This window comes from Treponema sp. OMZ 305 (genome assembly GCF_024181325.1).
Taxonomy (GTDB): domain Bacteria; phylum Spirochaetota; class Spirochaetia; order Treponematales; family Treponemataceae; genus Treponema.
The window spans coordinates 1,696,499-1,714,644 of record NZ_CP051300.1; the positions used below are offsets into that span (position 1 = coordinate 1,696,499).

14 protein-coding genes and 1 pseudogene are annotated in these 18,146 nt (G+C 46.6%); 13 read left to right on the plus strand and 2 right to left on the minus strand.

Annotated features, from left to right (window positions below; translation table 11 throughout):
- Positions 1–23: 23 nt before the first annotated feature.
- A complete protein-coding gene (chvE, locus tag ABK01_RS07480; RefSeq protein WP_212564738.1) occupies positions 24–1,103 on the minus strand; it encodes a multiple monosaccharide ABC transporter substrate-binding protein in 1,080 nt (359 codons plus the stop codon).
- Between the two features lie 529 nt (positions 1,104–1,632).
- Between chvE and ABK01_RS07485 the strand changes: the two genes are divergently transcribed.
- From ABK01_RS07485 to ABK01_RS07540, 12 genes and pseudogenes are all read left to right on the plus strand, one after another.
- On the plus strand, positions 1,633–2,865 hold the full coding sequence (locus ABK01_RS07485; RefSeq protein WP_253675187.1) for a cation:proton antiporter: 1,233 nt from the start codon (positions 1,633–1,635) through the stop codon (positions 2,863–2,865).
- 39 nt (positions 2,866–2,904) lie between these two features.
- The gene (locus tag ABK01_RS07490) at positions 2,905–3,801 is read left to right on the plus strand and encodes an ankyrin repeat domain-containing protein (protein ID WP_253675188.1); all 897 of its coding nucleotides are present in this window, start codon (positions 2,905–2,907) and stop codon (positions 3,799–3,801) included.
- Positions 3,802–3,926: 125 nt separating this feature from the next.
- Complete coding sequence (prfA, locus tag ABK01_RS07495) at positions 3,927–4,994, plus strand: peptide chain release factor 1 (RefSeq protein WP_253675189.1); 1,068 nt, start codon at positions 3,927–3,929, stop codon at positions 4,992–4,994.
- 4 nt (positions 4,995–4,998) lie between these two features.
- Positions 4,999–6,087, plus strand: a complete 1,089-nt coding sequence (gene prmC, locus ABK01_RS07500; RefSeq protein WP_253675191.1) for a peptide chain release factor N(5)-glutamine methyltransferase — start codon at positions 4,999–5,001, stop codon at positions 6,085–6,087.
- A 487-nt stretch (positions 6,088–6,574) separates the two neighbouring features.
- Positions 6,575–8,791, plus strand: coding sequence for an Ig-like domain-containing protein (locus tag ABK01_RS07505; RefSeq protein ID WP_253675192.1), 2,217 nt, complete (start codon positions 6,575–6,577; stop codon positions 8,789–8,791).
- A 381-nt stretch (positions 8,792–9,172) separates the two neighbouring features.
- Positions 9,173–9,307: pseudogene (locus ABK01_RS07510) on the plus strand (peptide chain release factor 1); the annotation flags it as partial.
- 156 nt (positions 9,308–9,463) lie between these two features.
- Entirely contained in the window at positions 9,464–9,862 is a 399-nt protein-coding gene (locus tag ABK01_RS07515; RefSeq protein WP_230974308.1) for a class I SAM-dependent methyltransferase, read from the plus strand.
- A 115-nt stretch (positions 9,863–9,977) separates the two neighbouring features.
- Entirely contained in the window at positions 9,978–10,415 is a 438-nt protein-coding gene (locus tag ABK01_RS07520; RefSeq protein ID WP_230974307.1) for a hypothetical protein, read from the plus strand.
- Positions 10,412–10,963 (plus strand): Rpn family recombination-promoting nuclease/putative transposase, encoded by a 552-nt coding sequence (locus ABK01_RS07525; protein WP_253675193.1) that lies wholly within the window; start codon positions 10,412–10,414, stop codon positions 10,961–10,963. Before ABK01_RS07520 ends, ABK01_RS07525 begins: the two co-directional genes overlap by 4 nt.
- A 498-nt stretch (positions 10,964–11,461) precedes the next feature.
- Positions 11,462–13,342 (plus strand): RelA/SpoT family protein, encoded by a 1,881-nt coding sequence (locus ABK01_RS07530; protein ID WP_253675194.1) that lies wholly within the window; start codon positions 11,462–11,464, stop codon positions 13,340–13,342.
- A 19-nt stretch (positions 13,343–13,361) separates the two neighbouring features.
- Positions 13,362–14,501, plus strand: coding sequence for a vWA domain-containing protein (locus tag ABK01_RS07535; protein ID WP_253675195.1), 1,140 nt, complete (start codon positions 13,362–13,364; stop codon positions 14,499–14,501).
- A 71-nt stretch (positions 14,502–14,572) separates the two neighbouring features.
- A complete protein-coding gene (locus ABK01_RS07540; RefSeq protein ID WP_206181113.1) occupies positions 14,573–14,716 on the plus strand; it encodes a hypothetical protein in 144 nt (47 codons plus the stop codon).
- Positions 14,717–14,920: 204 nt separating this feature from the next.
- Here ABK01_RS07540 and ABK01_RS07545 read toward each other — a convergent pair whose 3' ends face one another.
- Positions 14,921–16,954 (minus strand): InlB B-repeat-containing protein, encoded by a 2,034-nt coding sequence (locus ABK01_RS07545; protein ID WP_253675197.1) that lies wholly within the window; start codon positions 16,952–16,954, stop codon positions 14,921–14,923.
- A gap of 189 nt (positions 16,955–17,143) precedes the next feature.
- Here ABK01_RS07545 and ABK01_RS07550 point away from each other — a divergent pair, with 189 nt between their 5' ends.
- Positions 17,144–18,145: an AAA family ATPase gene (locus ABK01_RS07550; RefSeq protein ID WP_253675198.1), complete on the plus strand. Its 1,002-nt coding sequence runs from the start codon at positions 17,144–17,146 to the stop codon at positions 18,143–18,145.
- Position 18,146 lies beyond the last annotated feature (1 nt).

An 18,146-nucleotide genomic window follows, 5' to 3' on the forward strand; every position in this document is an offset into this window, starting at 1 on the left:
TAAGACCTCAACACGAATCGGTTTTAGTTTTTCAACTGCGCTTCGGTATAATAGCCGCTTTCAACCAATAACTTTTTATAGTTATCGATTGTTGCAAAAACAGGTTCGCACAAAAATGAAGGAATAACTCCGGTACCGTTGTTATATGTTTTTGTGTCGTTAATCGGAGGTTTTGTTCCTTTTACGAGAGCGTCAATCATCTCCGATACTTTACCTGCCAGTGTTCTGGTATCTTTAAATACCGACATACTCTGACGGCCTTTCAACATATTTTTTACCGAAGTAATATCACAGTCCTGTCCCGTAAGCAGCGGGAAGTTTTCCTTCGTGTATCCGGCCGCAACAAGTGCATTGGTAATACCCTGCGCAACGGAATCGTTTGATGATAATACCGCGTGCAGTTTTGTGCCTGTCGGACCGTAACCGTAGGCACTGATCAAATTCTCCATTCTTTTTTGAGCTTCTTCAGTCGACCAGTTGGGTGTTGCAACCTGAGCTTTTTCGGTTTGTCCTGAACGGACGACCAAGACGCCTTTTTTGATGTAAGGATTTAGAATATCCATTGCACCCGGGAAAAAGAAGTTCACATTGTTATCGTCTGTGGGGCCGGTAAATAATTCGATGTATACAGGTTCTTTTGCCGTGTCCAATTTAAGCGTGTCGCGCAGGTAAGCTCCCTGAAATTGACCGACCTTGTAGTTGTCGAATGTTGCATAATAGCGTACCGCATCGCTGTTCATAATAAGTCTGTCATAAGCAATAACGGGAACGCCGTTTTCTTTGGCGGTTTTAAGAACTTCCGTGAGCGATGAACCGTCGATTGCTGCTATAACTATTACTTTGCAGTTTTTAGTCAGCATATTTTCAATTTGAGATGCCTGTACGGCTATATCGTTGTTTGCATATTGCAAATCGACTTTGTAGCCCGATTTTTCCAACAACATTTTAATATTGTCGCCGTCCTGAGTCCATCTCTGCAGATCCTTTGTAGGCATGGAAACGCCTATTCTGGGTGCTTCCGACGTTTCTGTTGTGCCCCCCGCAAATAAGGCTCCTATTCCGGTCATAAAGACCATAAGAGCTATACCGATTTTCCGTTTCATACATTCCTCCTAATAAAACATCTAATCGAAAATATCAAACCGTGCTCGAGCACGGTTTTAATTATTCTACAATGCTTTCGACATATTGTCAAGGAAATGTATTGATAATTTATACATTTTGTCCCGAATTACCCTATCGTTTTCCATTCTGATCGTACCGTTTCATTGTCCTTCCTCCTCTCTTTTTCGGCAATTTTAGTACTGCACTTTTATTGTATCACTCCACTTCATGCGTCATCGCAAAAGAATGGAGTAATTTTATAAGCTCATTGTGAGAAAGGGGGCCTAAATATGATATAACAGCGGAGGATATCTCGAGCATTATGGATATAAATTATGTATCGGTTTTATGGGGAAAAAAGATAAAGAGAATAGTGAAATCAGCAGTATAAGAGAAACGCAGTAGATGCGTCGTATATTTCAAAAGGAGGTTGCGTCTTTTAGGTATATACTATAGTATGGAACACCGCTAAATTCACAATCGCCCTTTCGGCGACGCACCTATGCGTATCAAAGATGAGCAAAAAAGATGGATATAATCGATTTTATTTACAACATTGTTAAAGACCTCAATTTACCTACCACAATCCTGATATCCTTTGCGCTGATATTGATAAGCGGATTTTTGGTCACTCGATTCACAAAAAAGCTCCAACTGCCGAAGGTAAGCGGCTATATTCTTGCCGGAATATTGATTGGCCCAAGCGGATTGCATTTAATTCACCGGCATTTTATCGTCAACTTGGACGTTATTTCGATTATCGCACTCAGTTTTATCGCTTTTGATATGGGGCGCTACTTTAAACGGAGCGACGGCAGAAAGGAATTCCGGAATATCGTATTTATCACGCTCTGCGAATCTCTGTTAGCGGGATGCTTGGTTACCGTCGTTATGATCTTTGTCTTTAAAATGAAGCTTTCATTCTCACTCTTACTCGGTGCGATTGCAACCGCGACCGCTCCCGCCAGCACTATTATGACGATAAAGGAATACAATGGAAAAGGCCCGTTTGTCGATCTGCTGTTGCATATCACTGCTTTTGACGATGTTGTTTGTCTTTTTGTGTTCAGTATCATGGTTGCCGTCGTCAATGCACAGGACAGTGCTGTGTTTAATATTATGAGCATTGTGAAGCCGATTGCTCTTAATGCCGCAATGCTGATGTTGGGATTCATGACCGCTCTGTGTATGGAGTTTCTCATTACGGAAAAACGGAGCTTTGACAATCGCCTGATTTTAGCTGTCGCGTTCCTTTTTTTAATTTCCGGCATCTGCTCATACTTCGAGGTAAGCCCGCTGCTTGCCTGTATGGTGTGCGGCGCAGTGTATTACAACCGGACAAATGATAAAACCCTGTTCGACCAAATGAATAATTTTTCTCCTCCGGTGATGAGCAGCTTTTTTATCATCTCCGGTATGAATATGGATCTCACCATTATTGTAACGGCGGGGATTATCGGAGTTGCGTATTTTTGTATCAGGATAATCGGAAAGTACATCGGTGCATACACATCGTGTAAAATGCTGTCACTCGATAAGAAGATAACGGACAATATGGGGTTTGCGCTGATGCCGCAAGCAGGTGTTGCCATCGGGCTTGCATTTATGGGAAAAGCAATGTTGCCGGAAAAAGACGGTCTCATCCTGTTTAACATCATTTTAGCATCTTCGGTGTTATATGAATTAATGGGGCCGGTAACGGCGAAGATAGCGCTGATACGCTCAGGCTCAATTGAACCTCAGACTTTCAAAAATCATTGAAATGATTTACGTTTTACATTATACTGCCTGACAATTACTATGAAAGTCGTTATTCTGTATGAAAAAACGGGAAAAAAAATATCCGAAACCGCCGCTCATATCATTGAATCGCATGAATGTGATGTTGTATATCGCCAAGTCGATACAATTTGGGATAATGGCAGCTATTCTCCCACCGTATTGCTGCATGATGCTTCACATATTTTATTTATTTTTGGTAAGCATACGTCCACGCTCAATCCTGCATTTATTTTCTTTTTAGGTCTTGGTATCGGAAAAAATTTACCTATCTTAACACTTGGACAAGAAAATGCCGTATCCTTGCCGGAAAGCTGCAAACAATTTATCATTCCTCTGGCGCTTGATCTATTTGAAGATTATTTTATTAAAGAACAACATAATTTCCTACTAGTAGAACGCAAGCGAATTGCCCGCGAACAGTTACTGGATAACGGCTTTCCTTGTTGTGAGTCGAATTTTACAGAAACAGTAGAAGAAGGCAAATACGAAATTGTCCGGCTCTTTTTAGAGGCAGGCTATAATGCTTCGCAGCGAGACACGCGCGGCACCCCTGTACTTTCACTCGCAATTAGAGACTCACATTATGAAATTGCCTCATTACTGCTTGAATATGGAGCAGAGATCAATCTCTGTTCCGAAGACCGTTCCTATTCGGCATTGATGGAAGCTGCTCAAATCGGTGATTTAAAAACCGCAAAATTGCTTCTCTCGAAAAATGCGGATACAAATATTCAGAGCAAGGACGGTCAGACAGCATTAATCTTTGCTGTCGGTAGAAAGGATATCCCTATGGTAAAGCTGCTCATAGAACATCATGCCGATTGGAATATCGCCGACCGGCTGGGCATGTCCGCACTCGGTTATGCAAAACTATTCAACAATAAAGAAATTTTAGAAGCCATGCAGCAGCCTTAGCTGCGTTCCGACACTATCATTATCAATAAACCTGTTTGGAAACTTCCGTTTCTGAACAGGTCTAATGTCCCTCAAGATTATCAGCCGTTCTATTCGGCTAAAAGTGCATTATAAGGTGAATGATTATGAAAGAAAAACTTGAAAGTTTATCGGTTCGTTGGAAAGAATTGGAACAAGAAATACAAGACCCTGCGTTGATTAAAAATCAAAACCGCTATAAGGAAGCGATGCGGGAACACGCCTATCTTTCAAAGCTGATGGATGAATATGCGAAGTATCTCCGGTTGGAGAACGACATCGGGCAAACCCGCGCAATGATGCAGGAAGAAACCGACCATGAGCTGAAAGAGATGGCGCGGGAAGAGCTGCATAACTTAGAAGCTCAGCTGGAGCAAAGCGAGAACAACCTGAAAGTGTTGCTCATTCCGCCCGACCCGCTGGAAGAAAAAAACATCATTATGGAAATACGCGGCGGTACCGGCGGAGAAGAGGCGGCGCTCTTTGCAGCGGATCTGTTAAAAATGTACACGCACTATGCGGAACTGAAAAACTGGAAATACGAAATTCTTTCTTCCAACGAAACTGAACTAGGCGGATTTAAAGAAGTAACACTGTCCATTTCGGGCAAGTATGTGTACGGAAGTCTCCGCTATGAATCGGGTGTGCACCGCGTACAGCGCGTACCGGAAACGGAAGGTTCGGGGCGTATCCACACAAGTGCGGTAACCGTTGCGGTTTTACCCGAAGCGGAGGAAACGGAAATCGTTATCAAGCAGGAAGACTTGCGCATCGATGTTATGCGCGCAGGAGGTCCCGGCGGTCAGTGCGTCAACACCACCGACTCCGCCGTGCGGCTTACCCATATTCCGACCGGTCTTGTCGTTATCTGTCAAGACGAAAAGAGCCAGATTAAAAACAAGGCAAAGGCAATGCGCGTCTTGCGGAGCCGCCTCTACGACATGGAGGAGGCGAAGAAGCAGTCGGAGCGGGCGGAAGACCGAAAAAATCAAGTCGGTTCGGGCGACCGCTCGGAGCGCATCCGTACCTACAACTATCCGCAAAACCGCGTAACCGACCACCGGATTAACCTGACCCTCTACAAGCTCGATGCGATTATGCAGGGAGACCTCAACGAAATTGTCGAAGCGCTCTGCATCGCTGCCCGCGAGCAAATGATGAAAGCCCAAGCATAACCGGATGTTTACCGTCGCCGATGCCCGCCGATGCGCCGTCGATTTGTTTATGCAGTCGGCAATACTGAAAACGCAGCCCCGCTCGTCTTTAACGCTCGATGCGGATGTCCTGCTGCAGCGCTTTCTTAATAAGCCGCGGGCATGGCTTTTTGCCCATGATGACGCCGATATCTCCCCGATACGGGAAGCCTTTTGCGCGGCGGCAGAGCGGCGCTGCACCGGTTTACCCATTGCCTATATCACCGGCGAAAAAGACTTTTGGGGGCTTTCATTTCAGGTTACCCCCGATGTGCTTATCCCTAAGCCCGATACCGAACTGCTGGTAGAGCGGAGCCTTGTTATCATAAGAGAAAAAGCGGCGGCTCTCCGACAGGATCAAACCTTGTTCATACTCGACCCCTGCACCGGATCGGGCTGCGTTGCAATATCCATCTTACATACGCTAGAATTGGAAGGCATCAGAAATATATGCTGCATTGCCGCCGATATTTCCCCCGCAGCTCTCGCCATAGCCCGCCTCAATGCACAGCGGCTCCTTCCAGCGGAAACTCAAAGGCGGCTTTACATCTTCGAAGGAGATATGTGTACATTGCCGGAAACCATCACCCGCTTTCAGAAGCTGCTGCGATCGGGCGAAAGCCGCTGTTCCGAAACCGCCGGAGGAATCTTCTCCCCGCCCCTACCCCACGATCTTCTCCGCTTCGACCTCATCGCTGCCAATCCGCCGTATGTCCCCTCCACATTGACGCAAGAACTGCTCAAAGACGGCCGAAATGAACCGGCATTAGCCCTCAACGGCGGCTCCGACGGTCTTGATTTTATACGGATTTTGACAAATAATACCCGTACTGTCCTAAACCGCAACGGCGTCCTTTTAAGCGAGGTCGGAGAATACCATGCCAAAGCCGCAAGCAAGCTCTTTGAAACCGCAGGTTTTTCGGATGTCCGTATCCACCAAGATTTAGCAAGCCAAGACAGACTAATCGAGGGCGTATCGGAGCAACCGGGGGTGTCTCAAAAGCCGGTTACTTTTTCGCTATCCCTGACGGGACATTCGGAACGAAGCTGCCGGAAACCGGATGCTCTGAATTAGTTTTTTCGCAGCAACGAAGGAGATACCCGCATATTTGCAAAAGGGGCTTGACATGATAGCAAGTGACGTCATAATCAACTCAGCAACTCAGCAACTCAGCAACTCAGCAACTCAGCAACTCAGCAACTCAGCAACTCAGCAACTCAGCAACTCAGCAACTCAGCAACTCAGCAACTCAGCACTAGATAGTTTTTCATCATTTTTTCAACGTAAAACTCATCATCTTTTTTTATCAACAAAAACGAAACGGCATCATCTTATCTGCTTTTTTCAGTTGATACACATCATTAACAGTACGTATTACCGCAAAAGCGGAGCAGCGATTTGGTTCGATTCCGGGTAATTTATTCAATTTGTAATGAGTAATGGATAATTGGTAATTGGTAATTGAATTACAAATTACACATTACCAATTACAAATTGATTACGCATTACAAATTACAAATATTGACTATTCAACAATGATAATTTTGGAGGAATATTGCAGATGAAAAATATAAAATTAATGAACGGAAAGCTTTTAAGCGGAATAGCAGCGGTACTGATGCTTGCGGCGTTAGTAGTTGGCTGTAAGCAAACTGTAGATACGCCGGTAGCGGTAACAGGGGTAACGCTGAATAAAACTGCGCTGACGCTTGAGGAAGGAACAACCGAGAAACTGACTGCAAAGGTGAACCCTGAAAACGCAGCGAACAAAAAACTAACGTGGAGTTCCGACAATAAGGAAGTTGCGGAAGTAAATCAAGACGGTACGGTAAGGGCAAAAAAAGTTGGAATAGCTAAAATTACCGTAACAACCGAAGACGGCGGTAAAACAGCTGACTGTACTGTAACGGTAACACCGCCAAAATATCAGATCACTTTTAGTGTGGAAGGCGGGCACGGCACGCTTACAGCAAAGGTGGGCGAGGGAGCAGGCGCAATCGAGCTCAAGACGGGGGCTCAAGTAGAACAGGGTAAGACCGTAACCTTTACGGCAGTGCCCGAGGCGAACTACACGGTGGAAAAGTGGACGCTTGACGGTGTGCACGCTCCCGAAGCGGGAACCGGCACAACCTACACACTCACCGTAACAAAGCCCGCCATAGTCAAAGTGAGCTTTAAGCACATCAGCCACGAAGTCACTTTTGGCGTAGAGAACACGGAGGCGGGAGTTCAGGGCGGAACGCTCAAGGCAAAGGTCGAAGGCACGGAAGCCGACATAACGGTAAGCCCTGCAAGCGTTGAGCTGCATAAAACCCTCACCTTTACGGCAAAGCCCGACGCTCAGTTTGCCGTAGATGCGTGGCAGGTTTTGCCTGAAACTGCATTGCAATCAGGCGGCACTGCCGGAAGCCCGACGGCAACGGTGGAAGTGAGCGCTGCGGTAACGGTCAAAGTAAAGTTCAAATATGTGGGCAATACGCTCGAGCTTGAAAGCCAAGCCTTTACCAAAGGAAAGACGGAAAGTTTTACCTATAAGCTCGTCAAGGCGGGTTCGGGCAACTACACGGCAGAGCCGGAAGACCCTGCCGTCATAAGCGTGGCTCTTAACGACGCCACGGGCGAGGCGGCGGTGCAGTGCGTGGGCGTAGGAAGCACGCGCATAAAAGTGAAAGACAACTTGAGCGGAAAAGAAGCAGCTTCGGGCATCATCACCGTGCCGGAAGGGGCATTTCTTACCCTCAGCCCCGACAAAAAAGACATCAAAGTTAAGGCAAAAACTAAAGACGGGAATCCTATAAAAGTGACAGGCTGCACCGTAACAACGCTTGCAAACGACAGTGAAACCACACTGAATGCAACGGACACCGCCGTCATACTCGAAGGAAACATCATCGAGCTTGAGCTCTATGAAAATAAACTTACCGCCCTTAACGTGCAAGGGTGTGCCGCATTGCAAAGGCTAATCTGCGGCGACAATCAGCTTGTTTCTCTTAACCTGCAGGGCTTAACCGCTTTGCAAAGATTGGAATGCTACAGCAATAATCTCACAGAGTTTAACGTGCAAGGGTTAACCGCATTGCAAAGGCTGCTCTGCTTCGACAATCAACTTTCTTTACTTAACGTGCAAGACTTAAACGCTTTGCAAAAGTTGGAATGCAACAAGAATAAACTTACCGAGCTTAACGTGCAAGGGTTAACCGCATTGCAAGAGCTGAACTGTGAGAACAATGAGCTTACGTCCCTTAATGTAGAAGGATGTACCGCTTTGAAAGATTTGTACTGCGACAGCAATCAGCTTACTGACATTGACGTACAAGGCTTGACTGCTTTGGAATTACTGAAGTGTGGCAACAATCGGCTTAGTGCCCTTGATGTACAAGGCTTGACCGCATTGCAATGGCTGAACTGCGAGAACAATGAGCTTACGTCCCTTAACGTGCAAGGCTTAACCGCTTTGATACGTCTGGAGTGCCATCGTAATCAGTTTACCGTCCTTAATGTGCAAGGATTAAGGGATTTGGAATGGCTGCGTTGCTACGGCAACAAGCTGAATGCCAAAGTGATGACAAAACTGTTGAACGATTTACCGGAGCTCCAATCGCTGCACAATCCTTCACTGTGTTTTCTTTACACCGAACAAACGGGCGTAACCGAGGGTAATCACAAGGACTTTACCGCTCCGCCTGAATTGAAAGCCGCTTTTGACAACGCAAAAGACAATAAACACTGGAATATGTATAAAATAAATGAGCATGGGCATGAGGACGAGCTTGAGTAAGGCACCGCCCCAGCAAGAGCTGGGGGCATAAGGGGAATTTGGGGAGGCTTCCCCAAGCCCCGCTTTTAGGGGCGGGAGGAAACTTTTTCGGATAAAAGTTTTTTTAGGGAACCTCTAAAAACCTCAGTTTTTTAGAGGTCTTCCTTAGATTTATTTTGCGAAACTTTGTTGGTAGTACCTCCCCCCTATGTCCCCCTTACAACACAGGAAGGATTGCGCACATTAGGGTAGAAGACAGCGCTCCATCCCCTGCACAACTGGATATCAGCGTTTTTTGTACGGACGGCATAGTCAGTGACTATTCCATTCTTCCATAGACGAGTTGCGGTACAAAACAATCGGCATGGTCAACAAAGTGCTGACGGTTATCTATACCGAACGCAAAACCGTGTAACCGACCACCGGATTAACCTAACCCTCTACAAGCTCGATGCGATTATGCAAGGAGACCTCAACGAAATCGTCGAAGCGCTCTGCATCGCCGCCCGCGAGCAAATGATGAAAGCCCAAGCATAACCGGATGTTTACCGTCGCCGATGCCCGCCGCTACGCCGTCGATTTGTTTATGCAGTCGGCAATACTGAAAACGCAGCCCTCGCCATAGCCCGCCTCAATGCACAGCGGCTCCTGTCGGCTGAAACACAAACCCGGTTGCACATCACCAAAGGAGATATGCACACATTGCCGGAAACCATCGCCCGTGTTAGTGAATCACGCTCTCCATCTTCCCTGCTCCCCAATAATCTCCGTTTCGACCTCATCGCTGCCAATCCGCCGTATGTACCCTCCGCACTGACGCAGGAACTACTCAAAGACGGGCGGAATGAACCGGCATTAGCCCTCGACGGCGGCTCCGACGGTCTTGATTTTATACGGATTTTGACAAATAATACCCGTACTGTCCTAAACCGCAACGGCGTCCTGTTAAGCGAGGTAGGAGAATACCATGCCCAAGCCGCCCGTCGGCTCTTTGAAACCGCAGGCTTTTCGGACATCCGTATCCATCAGGACTTAGCAGGCCAAGACAGACTAATCGAGGGCGTATCGGAGCAACCGAATCAGACAATATAATTCTCATAGCGCACAGTGTAAGAGATCTACTCATTCATGTTATTTCAGAATAAAACAGCTTGTCCCCATCTCTTTTTATGCTATAATAACAAAAGAAAGGCAGGAGAAATATACTGTGGAAAAAGAATTTGACGAACTAACCATAGCCGACGATTATATGTTCTATCGTGTAATGGAAGATCCTGAAATTTGCAAAACGCTTTTAAATCGTGTTTTACAGGGAAAAGTAGAAACCATAACCGAAATAGAATTACAAAAGACAATAGATGACGCAGGACGAGCTAAGGGGGTTCGGTTTGACGTATGGGCAAAAGATTGCAAGGGGCGCATTTACGACATAGAAATGTCGTTTTCCGATAGACATCCGTGTCTATCGGAAAACACGAGTTTTGCCGTTCGGCAAAACGTCGCTACTGCATGGAATCACCGCCATCCTTGGCGGTACTGTGATACATTTTCAGTAGCGGCACGGATGCCGCGCGTATTAAGCAGAAGCGATGTTTCGATTTATCGAAACTCGCCGTCAAAAGTGTACAAGGATGTACACTTTTGACGAAAGCAGCCATTGATGTTAGCATATTGGGGAAGAGCAAACCATACGAAAGTCTGCCCGATACGTTTATACTCTTTTTCTGCACGTTTGACTATCTTGAAAAAACACTGCCAGTTTATACCTTTAAGACGATATGCAGTGAAGATAATCGGATAGAACTGGGCGATGGGATAACAAAGATCATTATAAACAGTAAAGCGGCGGAGCACGAAAAGAATGAAAAACTGAAAATATTTTTAGAGTACATGAACGGAAAAGTCAGCGATGACGAATTTATCCAAAGACTGGAGCGTCGAATCAAGGAAGTAAAGGCAAGTGAAGAATTGAGGAGGGAGTATATGTTAGTGAATACTATCGAGCGTGATGCGAGAAATGATGGATGGAAAGCAGGTATTGTGCAAGGTCTTGCCGAAGGTGAAGCACGCGGTTCCTATCAAAAAGCCCTCGAAACGGCACGGAACTTATTCGCTATGGGGTTATCAACCGAAAAAATTGCACAAGCTACCGACCTAACCATACAGGAAGTGGAAGCAATCGCTCTATCTTAATACAAAATTCTGCGGGCGTACTAAACAACAGTGAATTTGATTTGCGGCAAATCCGCCATCAAGCAATGTGCAAAGGCGTATATTGTTTGATGAGAGGCCTTCGGTACGGTTGCATTCCTTTTGCGGAAAATTTTTCCAAAATTTTCCGCAGTTTATTTTAAACGAAGGGGCATCACAGCAGACCAATTGATCAAGACCGCAAAATAATTGAGGTTGTGAGACCATTTGAACCATCTTCAACTGATGTACATCCCTGTACATCAGTTGAAGGCGAGTTTTGTGCACGCACAAAACATCGCTATTGTATGGAACCACCGCCATCCATGGCGGTACTGAAAAACCTTTTGCAAATAGACGGCGTAGATGCTAGGAGCCTAGCCGAAATAAAGCGGAAGCGTACTTGTTGTACGTTGAGCATTTATTTCGGCGTAGCGACAACGCAGATGCGCCGTATATTTGCAAAAGGAGTCTGCTGTGATTGCCCGGAGGTTGTAGACGATGATACAAAAAGTTGAAAACTTAAGCAGTCTTGAACATTTTTTTGCGCAGTATCCCTGTTATGCGGAAGCGGAAAGTCCTGAAGACGCCGCCCGGATTACCGCGGCGTGGAATCTTTTGCTTGCAAACCGTATACCCGATACGGCAGCAGACGCCCCTATTCCGCATGACGCCGCCCATTCACTGCGCATGGCGCACAGCCTTGCCGCGCTTGAAATGGATTCCGAAAGCATCATCTGCGCGCTGCTCTACAGCGAAGACGGCAGCTTTACGTTACCGGATGAGCAACTGCGTGCTCAATTCGGAAATACGGCGGCAGATATTTTGAATGCGGCGGCAAAGTTTTCCGACGTAAAGCTGTACGGCAAAAGCAAAGAACATACCGATACCGTGTGCAAAATGTTCTTCTCCCTCGTAAGCGACTTACGGGTTATGATTGTCCAACTCGCCGATCGACTCAATAAGATTCGCTATATTTCCGAATACCCTACGGAATGGCAGCGCAGTATCGCCGGCGAAATCAGTGAAATTTGGGCGCCGCTTGCCCAGCGGATGGGTATTTCCACCGTTCAAAATGAGCTTGAAGATTTAAGCCTCAAATACATCAACCGCGAAGCCTTTGATCAGATAAAAACCGTTGTTGCGGCAAAGAAAAAAGAACGGGAAGCCTTTTTGCAGAGCGCCGAAAAAACCATCTATCAAACGATGGAGAAAGCGGGAATCACGGTTAAGGTGCAAAGCCGTGCCAAGCATTTTTGGTCTATCTATCAAAAAATGAAAAAGCGGAACAAGGCGGCGGATGAATTGTACGACCTCCTCGCCGTGCGGATTTTATGCACCACAGTGAACGAGTGCTATACTATCCTCGGCCTGATGCACACGGTATGGAAGCCGCTTGAAGGCCGCTTCAAGGACTACATCGCGATGCCGAAAGCGAACGGCTATCAAAGTCTCCACACCACCGTTATCTGCAAAGGCGGCCAAACCTTAGAAATCCAGATCCGCACGCACGAAATGCACGAAATAGCCGAGCGCGGCGTTGCAAGCCACTGGGTGTATAAAAAACACAGCAAGAACAAAACGGCGAACGAGCAGGAATTATCTTTTGTGCAGCAGGTCAAGTCGCTCGCACAACAGCGCTTTAATAATGAAGAATTCCTCGCGGAACTGAAAAGCGATTTATTAAGCGATTCGATTTTTGTGTTTACTCCTAAGGGTGATATTATCGAGTTGCCTGCCGGTGCAACCGCCGTCGATTTTGCATACCGTATCCATTCGTCGATAGGGGAAAAGCTCGTATCCGCGAAGGCAGACGGCGCCATCATCCCGCTTTCTCGCCCGCTCAAAAACACGCAGGTGGTGGAGGTTATCACGCACCCGAATGCGCACCCCACGCACAACCAATACGAAAACGCCCATACAACGCGGGCTCGTCAAAAAATCCGCGCATGGCTCCAATTGCACGAAAACCTCCTTCACACTGAAAAAGAAGAAAAAGGACAGCGAACGGATATTGCCGAAGATTCGGCAAAAGAAGCACCGCGGCCGCCCAAAGAAACACCGGAAGAAGCTGAAACGGCAAAACGGGAACGCGAATCAGCTCAAAAGGATCCCAAGAAAAACCCCGCATTGCGGATACGCATCGGCGGTTCTACCAACTTTCCCGTACGTTTTGCCGGGTGCTGCAAGCCGACCTCCGATTCCGCCATCTGCGGCTATGTCGCCAACGGCAGAGGCGTTATCATTCATCGGAAAAACTGTATCAACCTCAAAAAAATTCCCGACTTGGAAGCCCGCCTCATCGACGTTGAGTGGGATATAAAGGAAAGCAAAAAGAAAAATCCCGAAAAAACGCAGAAAAAAATTAAGCCGCGTAAGTAATCCGTTCGATATTAAAGATATGAAAAAGAACGGTATTATTACGGTTATTGCGCTTATCGGATTCCTGTTTCCCGTATTCGGGGCGGATTTAGAGCTTGACCAAAGCGATCTTGCGGTTATTCAAGACCCCAAGGGCGCCGGATATCACTTTTATATTCGAAAAAAGCCCGATATCGCTTCCATCTTGATGACGGAGACGACAAAGGATCCTCAAAATCGGCTCGATAACTTTGCCTACCGTGATTTCCAATATAACAGCATTAACGGCGATGAAAAGCGTATCCTGAACGGCAAAGAGCTGGATACCCGAGGAAAGCGGCTTTACAGCCTGATAGACTCCAGCCCCGAAAAAGACACGCCGCTCGGCGAAGCATTTCATATTTGGGTACCGTACATTATCTGTTACGGCTATGAATGGGACAGACACGGCGAAGTACAGGTATTGGACGGCACATTTTTTAATATCCGCGCATTTGAAAAGCCGTATGCCGATTATACCGGCTCCTTTAGCGATAACCCCTTCGTACTGCGTGTAACGCAAAAATCAATTAAGGAAGTACATGATCCGGCCTTTAGCGAACCGGCCGCCGCTTCTTTTTCGGAACTTGCCCGTTTGAGCGGCAATAAACTGATCTACTCTGAAAACGTCGACGGTATTATGCCCTCAATTGAAGTAATTCTGACGCCGAAGAAACACAAAAAACTCGATGTGGTGTTTGTCATCGATGCAACCGAAAGTATGAAGGATGATATAAAAAAAGTCAGAGAGCTGCTTGCGGCTTCGTTGAAAAAGGTACTTCCCAAATATGATTCCTACCGGATAGGGCTTGTCCTATATAAAGACTACTATGATGATTTTTTGACTAAAACCGCAACCGATTTTACCTCGGACATCGATCGTTTTTCCGCTGCGCTCAAGAGCTTTAGCGTATTCGGCGGCCGCGACATCCCCGAAGCGGTTTACGAAGGCATCGACGCGGGACTCGACCTTGAATGGCGCACCGATGCGGATACCGACCGTAAACTGATCCTTATCGGTGATGCGCCACCCCATCCCCGCCCTCAAGGTTCAATTACGAAAGAGGGCGTTATCGAAGCGGCAAAGTCAAAAGACGTAAAACTGTTCCCGATTATACTGCCGCATAATAAAACCTACTAGACCTTTTGAAATATACGGCATATCTGCGTTGTCGCATCGTCAAAACTATACATCCGTGTATAGTTTTGACTGTGAGTTTCGGCGGTGCCGAAACATCGCTACTGTTTACGACGAGCGGCATCCGTGCCGCTTCTGCAATAAATGCTCGACGTATCAGAACCGCCATGGACGGCGGTGGTTCTACGCAGCAGCGTGTTTGCGCAGCAAACACGTAGGTAAAAAATGTACAGGACGTACATTTTTTACCGTGCCTGCGGGTGTTTTTTGTACGCTCCTAACATCTTCAGAACTGCCAAGGATGGCAGTGGTTTTATACAGGAGCGAGATTTGTGTTATGCACAAATCTCGTCGTTAAGCAGTTGTACACGGAGGTACACTTCCGGACAGTCTATTTCAAAAGGCTTACGGAAACTATGTTGCTACTCCGTTAAAAACGCCGCTTCGTATTCGCCGTTAGTAATAGTGCTGATAGGTAAAGTCTCATAGCGGATATCGTATACGTCATTCATATCTGTAGAATGAGTAATATGGTCATATTTTTCATATAAAAAACCGATCCGGTGATCCTGCTGCATCACCATTGTCGAATACCCGCTTTCTCCGGTAAATATCTGATATTTTTCCCACTTGGTACTGTCTGCCAATGCCGAAAGACCGATGTTCTCTTCTATTACGCGCCAATAGATACCTACATTCATACGTATGTTCGGTTCGTCGCTCTTAGGGTGCGGTTTTGAGGATAAGGGAATAGACTGTAATGCAAGATATACCGGCGCTTTCGTATCGGCTTTACGGGCTTGTATAATACATATTTCACCATTCGTACCGCGTTCCGTTCCGAGCTGTGCTTTTTGTCCGCTTTCCCAACGTCCGCTTGCTGTTTCTTCATTTATATAAGTGAAGATATTAAAAAGACGTCCGTTTTTTGTGCGACTTGAAAGCAATACTCTACCGTCGGGAAGCTCTTCAACCTTGGCTTCATCACCGTTCGGTATCGGCGACACCGTTGCATCACCGAGAACCTGCCATGTTTCACCGAAATCGTCAGAGTACAATACGGCATTTCCGAAGAGAGCTTTTGATGTCTTTTTAACTAACAGGGCTGCATAAATACGATAATACTTATCTTTTTTTATCTTGCGAGACTGCATAATCTTCCCCGAACCGAAAAAGAGCGTTCCCCAATTACCGTTTAAACCGTAAATGGAAGTCGTAATTTCCTCAGGCTGTGTAAACGTTTTACCTCCGTCTAAGGAACGGAGCTTAACAACTTTAAGCCGTGTATTTGTATTTCCTGCTGTATAATGTCCGTAGCGGGTATCCCCGTGAGCGCAAATAATCAGTACATTATCCGACTCTCTATCCGCCACGATAGCGGCATCTCCATAACCGTATTGCACGGGATTATCCGGTGCATTTGTAATTTTTGTACTGCTGCTATCCCATGTCAAGCCGTTATCGGTAGAGCGTTTAATTATTACATCCACGCGATAAATATGGGAGGCTTGCCCCCATTCCCCATTAGGCCCGAACTTACCGATATCGGCAGTATGATTGTATCGTAAATCCGTAACGGCAATCAGCGTCCCATCTTTTGTCTGTGCCAATGCCGGAATTCGAAAATAGTTTGTCGATCCTTCAGTGTTCTTACTTTCCCATAAATCCTGTTTTGAAAGAGTTTTAGGAGTCCATTTTGCATAAAGCGTTATATCTGCCGTAACGGTATCGGAGGCCGTATTCCATTGAGCATTGCAATTTTTATCTTTATACCAGCCGGAAAAATCCCATGTCCGGTGCGTAGGATTCGGTATATCAGTTGCAGGGATAGTATGATTTTTAATAACAGTTATCGGAGTGAGGGGTGATGTAAGATTGCGCGTATTAAACGTTACCGTATACAACGGTTCAATTGGAGTAAGCGGCGAAGCATTACGCCATTTTGCATAGAGCGTAATATCCGCTGTAACGGTATCACTATTATAGTTCCACGGCTGCGTACAAGAAGTGTCTTTAAACCAGCCGCTAAAACCTTTACCAGTAGGAATATCGGTCGGTATGGGCGTTTGTGCTGCGGTGAGCTTACTCCCTTCCGCAACCGTAAGCATCGCCGGAGCAGTACCAATACCTTGCGTATTAAACGTTACCGTGTATAGCGGCGTCGAAGGTTCAATTGGAGTAAGCGGCGAAGCATTACGCCACTTTGCGTAGAGCGTAATATCTTTGGTAACCGTATCGGTGGCATGGTTCCACGGCTGCGTACAAGAAGTGTCTTTAAACCAGCCGCCAAAGCTTTTATTTGAAGGGATGGCCGTAGGTGCCGGTGTCTGCGCTGCGGTCAGTTTACTTCCTTCCGCAACCGTAAGCATTGCCGGAGCAGTACCAATACCTTGCGTATTAAACGTTACCGTATACGTCCTCAGAGAAGGATTGCGACAGCCGGCAATTATAAACACACCGGCAAGAATCAAAACAAGGGGAAAAAATCTTTTTTTTCACACGCGGCTCCTTTAAAATCGCTTTTTCTAACACTATCAATATGATTAAAAGTAAAATGCAGCCTACATACAAGGAATAAGATTATAAGAAGTTACAGAATTACATTATCTTGCATAGAATGAAAAATATGCGTACACTCCCTTAATATGGAGAGTTTACAAACCGAAGCGCTGCAGCGGGTTGCTGCGTTTAAAAAACAAATGGCCGTATCCGTGATCGGGCAGGAACGGCTCATTGACGATATTCTTGTTGCCTATATTGCAGGCGGACACGTGTTATTGGAGGGGGCGCCCGGCCTTGCCAAAACCTTAACGGTACGGACTTTCGCGGAGCTTTCTCAATTAAGTTTCAAACGCATCCAGTTCACGCCCGACTTGCTACCTGCCGATCTTACCGGAACGCTCATCTTTGATTCTACCGCGCATCGCTTTGCGGTACGAAAGGGGCCGCTTTTTGCGCACGTAGTGCTGGCTGACGAAATAAACCGCGCTCCGGCAAAGGTTCAATCCGCATTGCTCGAAGCGATGGCGGAAGGTCAGGTTACCATCGGCGAAACGAGCTATCCCCTCCCCGAACCGTTCTTCGTGCTTGCAACCCAGAATCCGATTGAACAGGAGGGTACCTATCCCCTTCCCGAAGCAGAACTCGACCGCTTCCTGTTTAAACTCTTTGTCCCCTACCCTAAACCGGCGGATGAACTCGTCATCATGCTGAAAAGCGAGAATATCACCGCTTCGGTAAAAAAAATGCAAGCGCCCGAAACCGAAGCAATTCTTTCCGTCGATATGCTCCATACCATCCGTAGAGGCGCCGAAGCAGTCCGCTGCACCGAAGGTTTACACGAATACATTATTTCACTGGTTACGGCAACCCGTCCCATTATCGAAAAACGGGAAGAGCTGCCCCGCGGCAGTTACCTCAGCTATATCACCGTTGGAGCCTCTCCCCGCGCGAGCATCGCCCTCTACCGGTGCTCAAAGATACGGGCATTTTTAAACGGACGCGACTACGTTCTTCCCGAAGACATAAAAACTCTCGCCTACCCTATTCTGCGCCACCGCTTAAAACTTTCGTATGAAGCGAGCGCGGAAAATATCAGTGCAGATGAAATTATCGCCGAGCTGCTCGAACTTATTCCGCAGCCGTAAC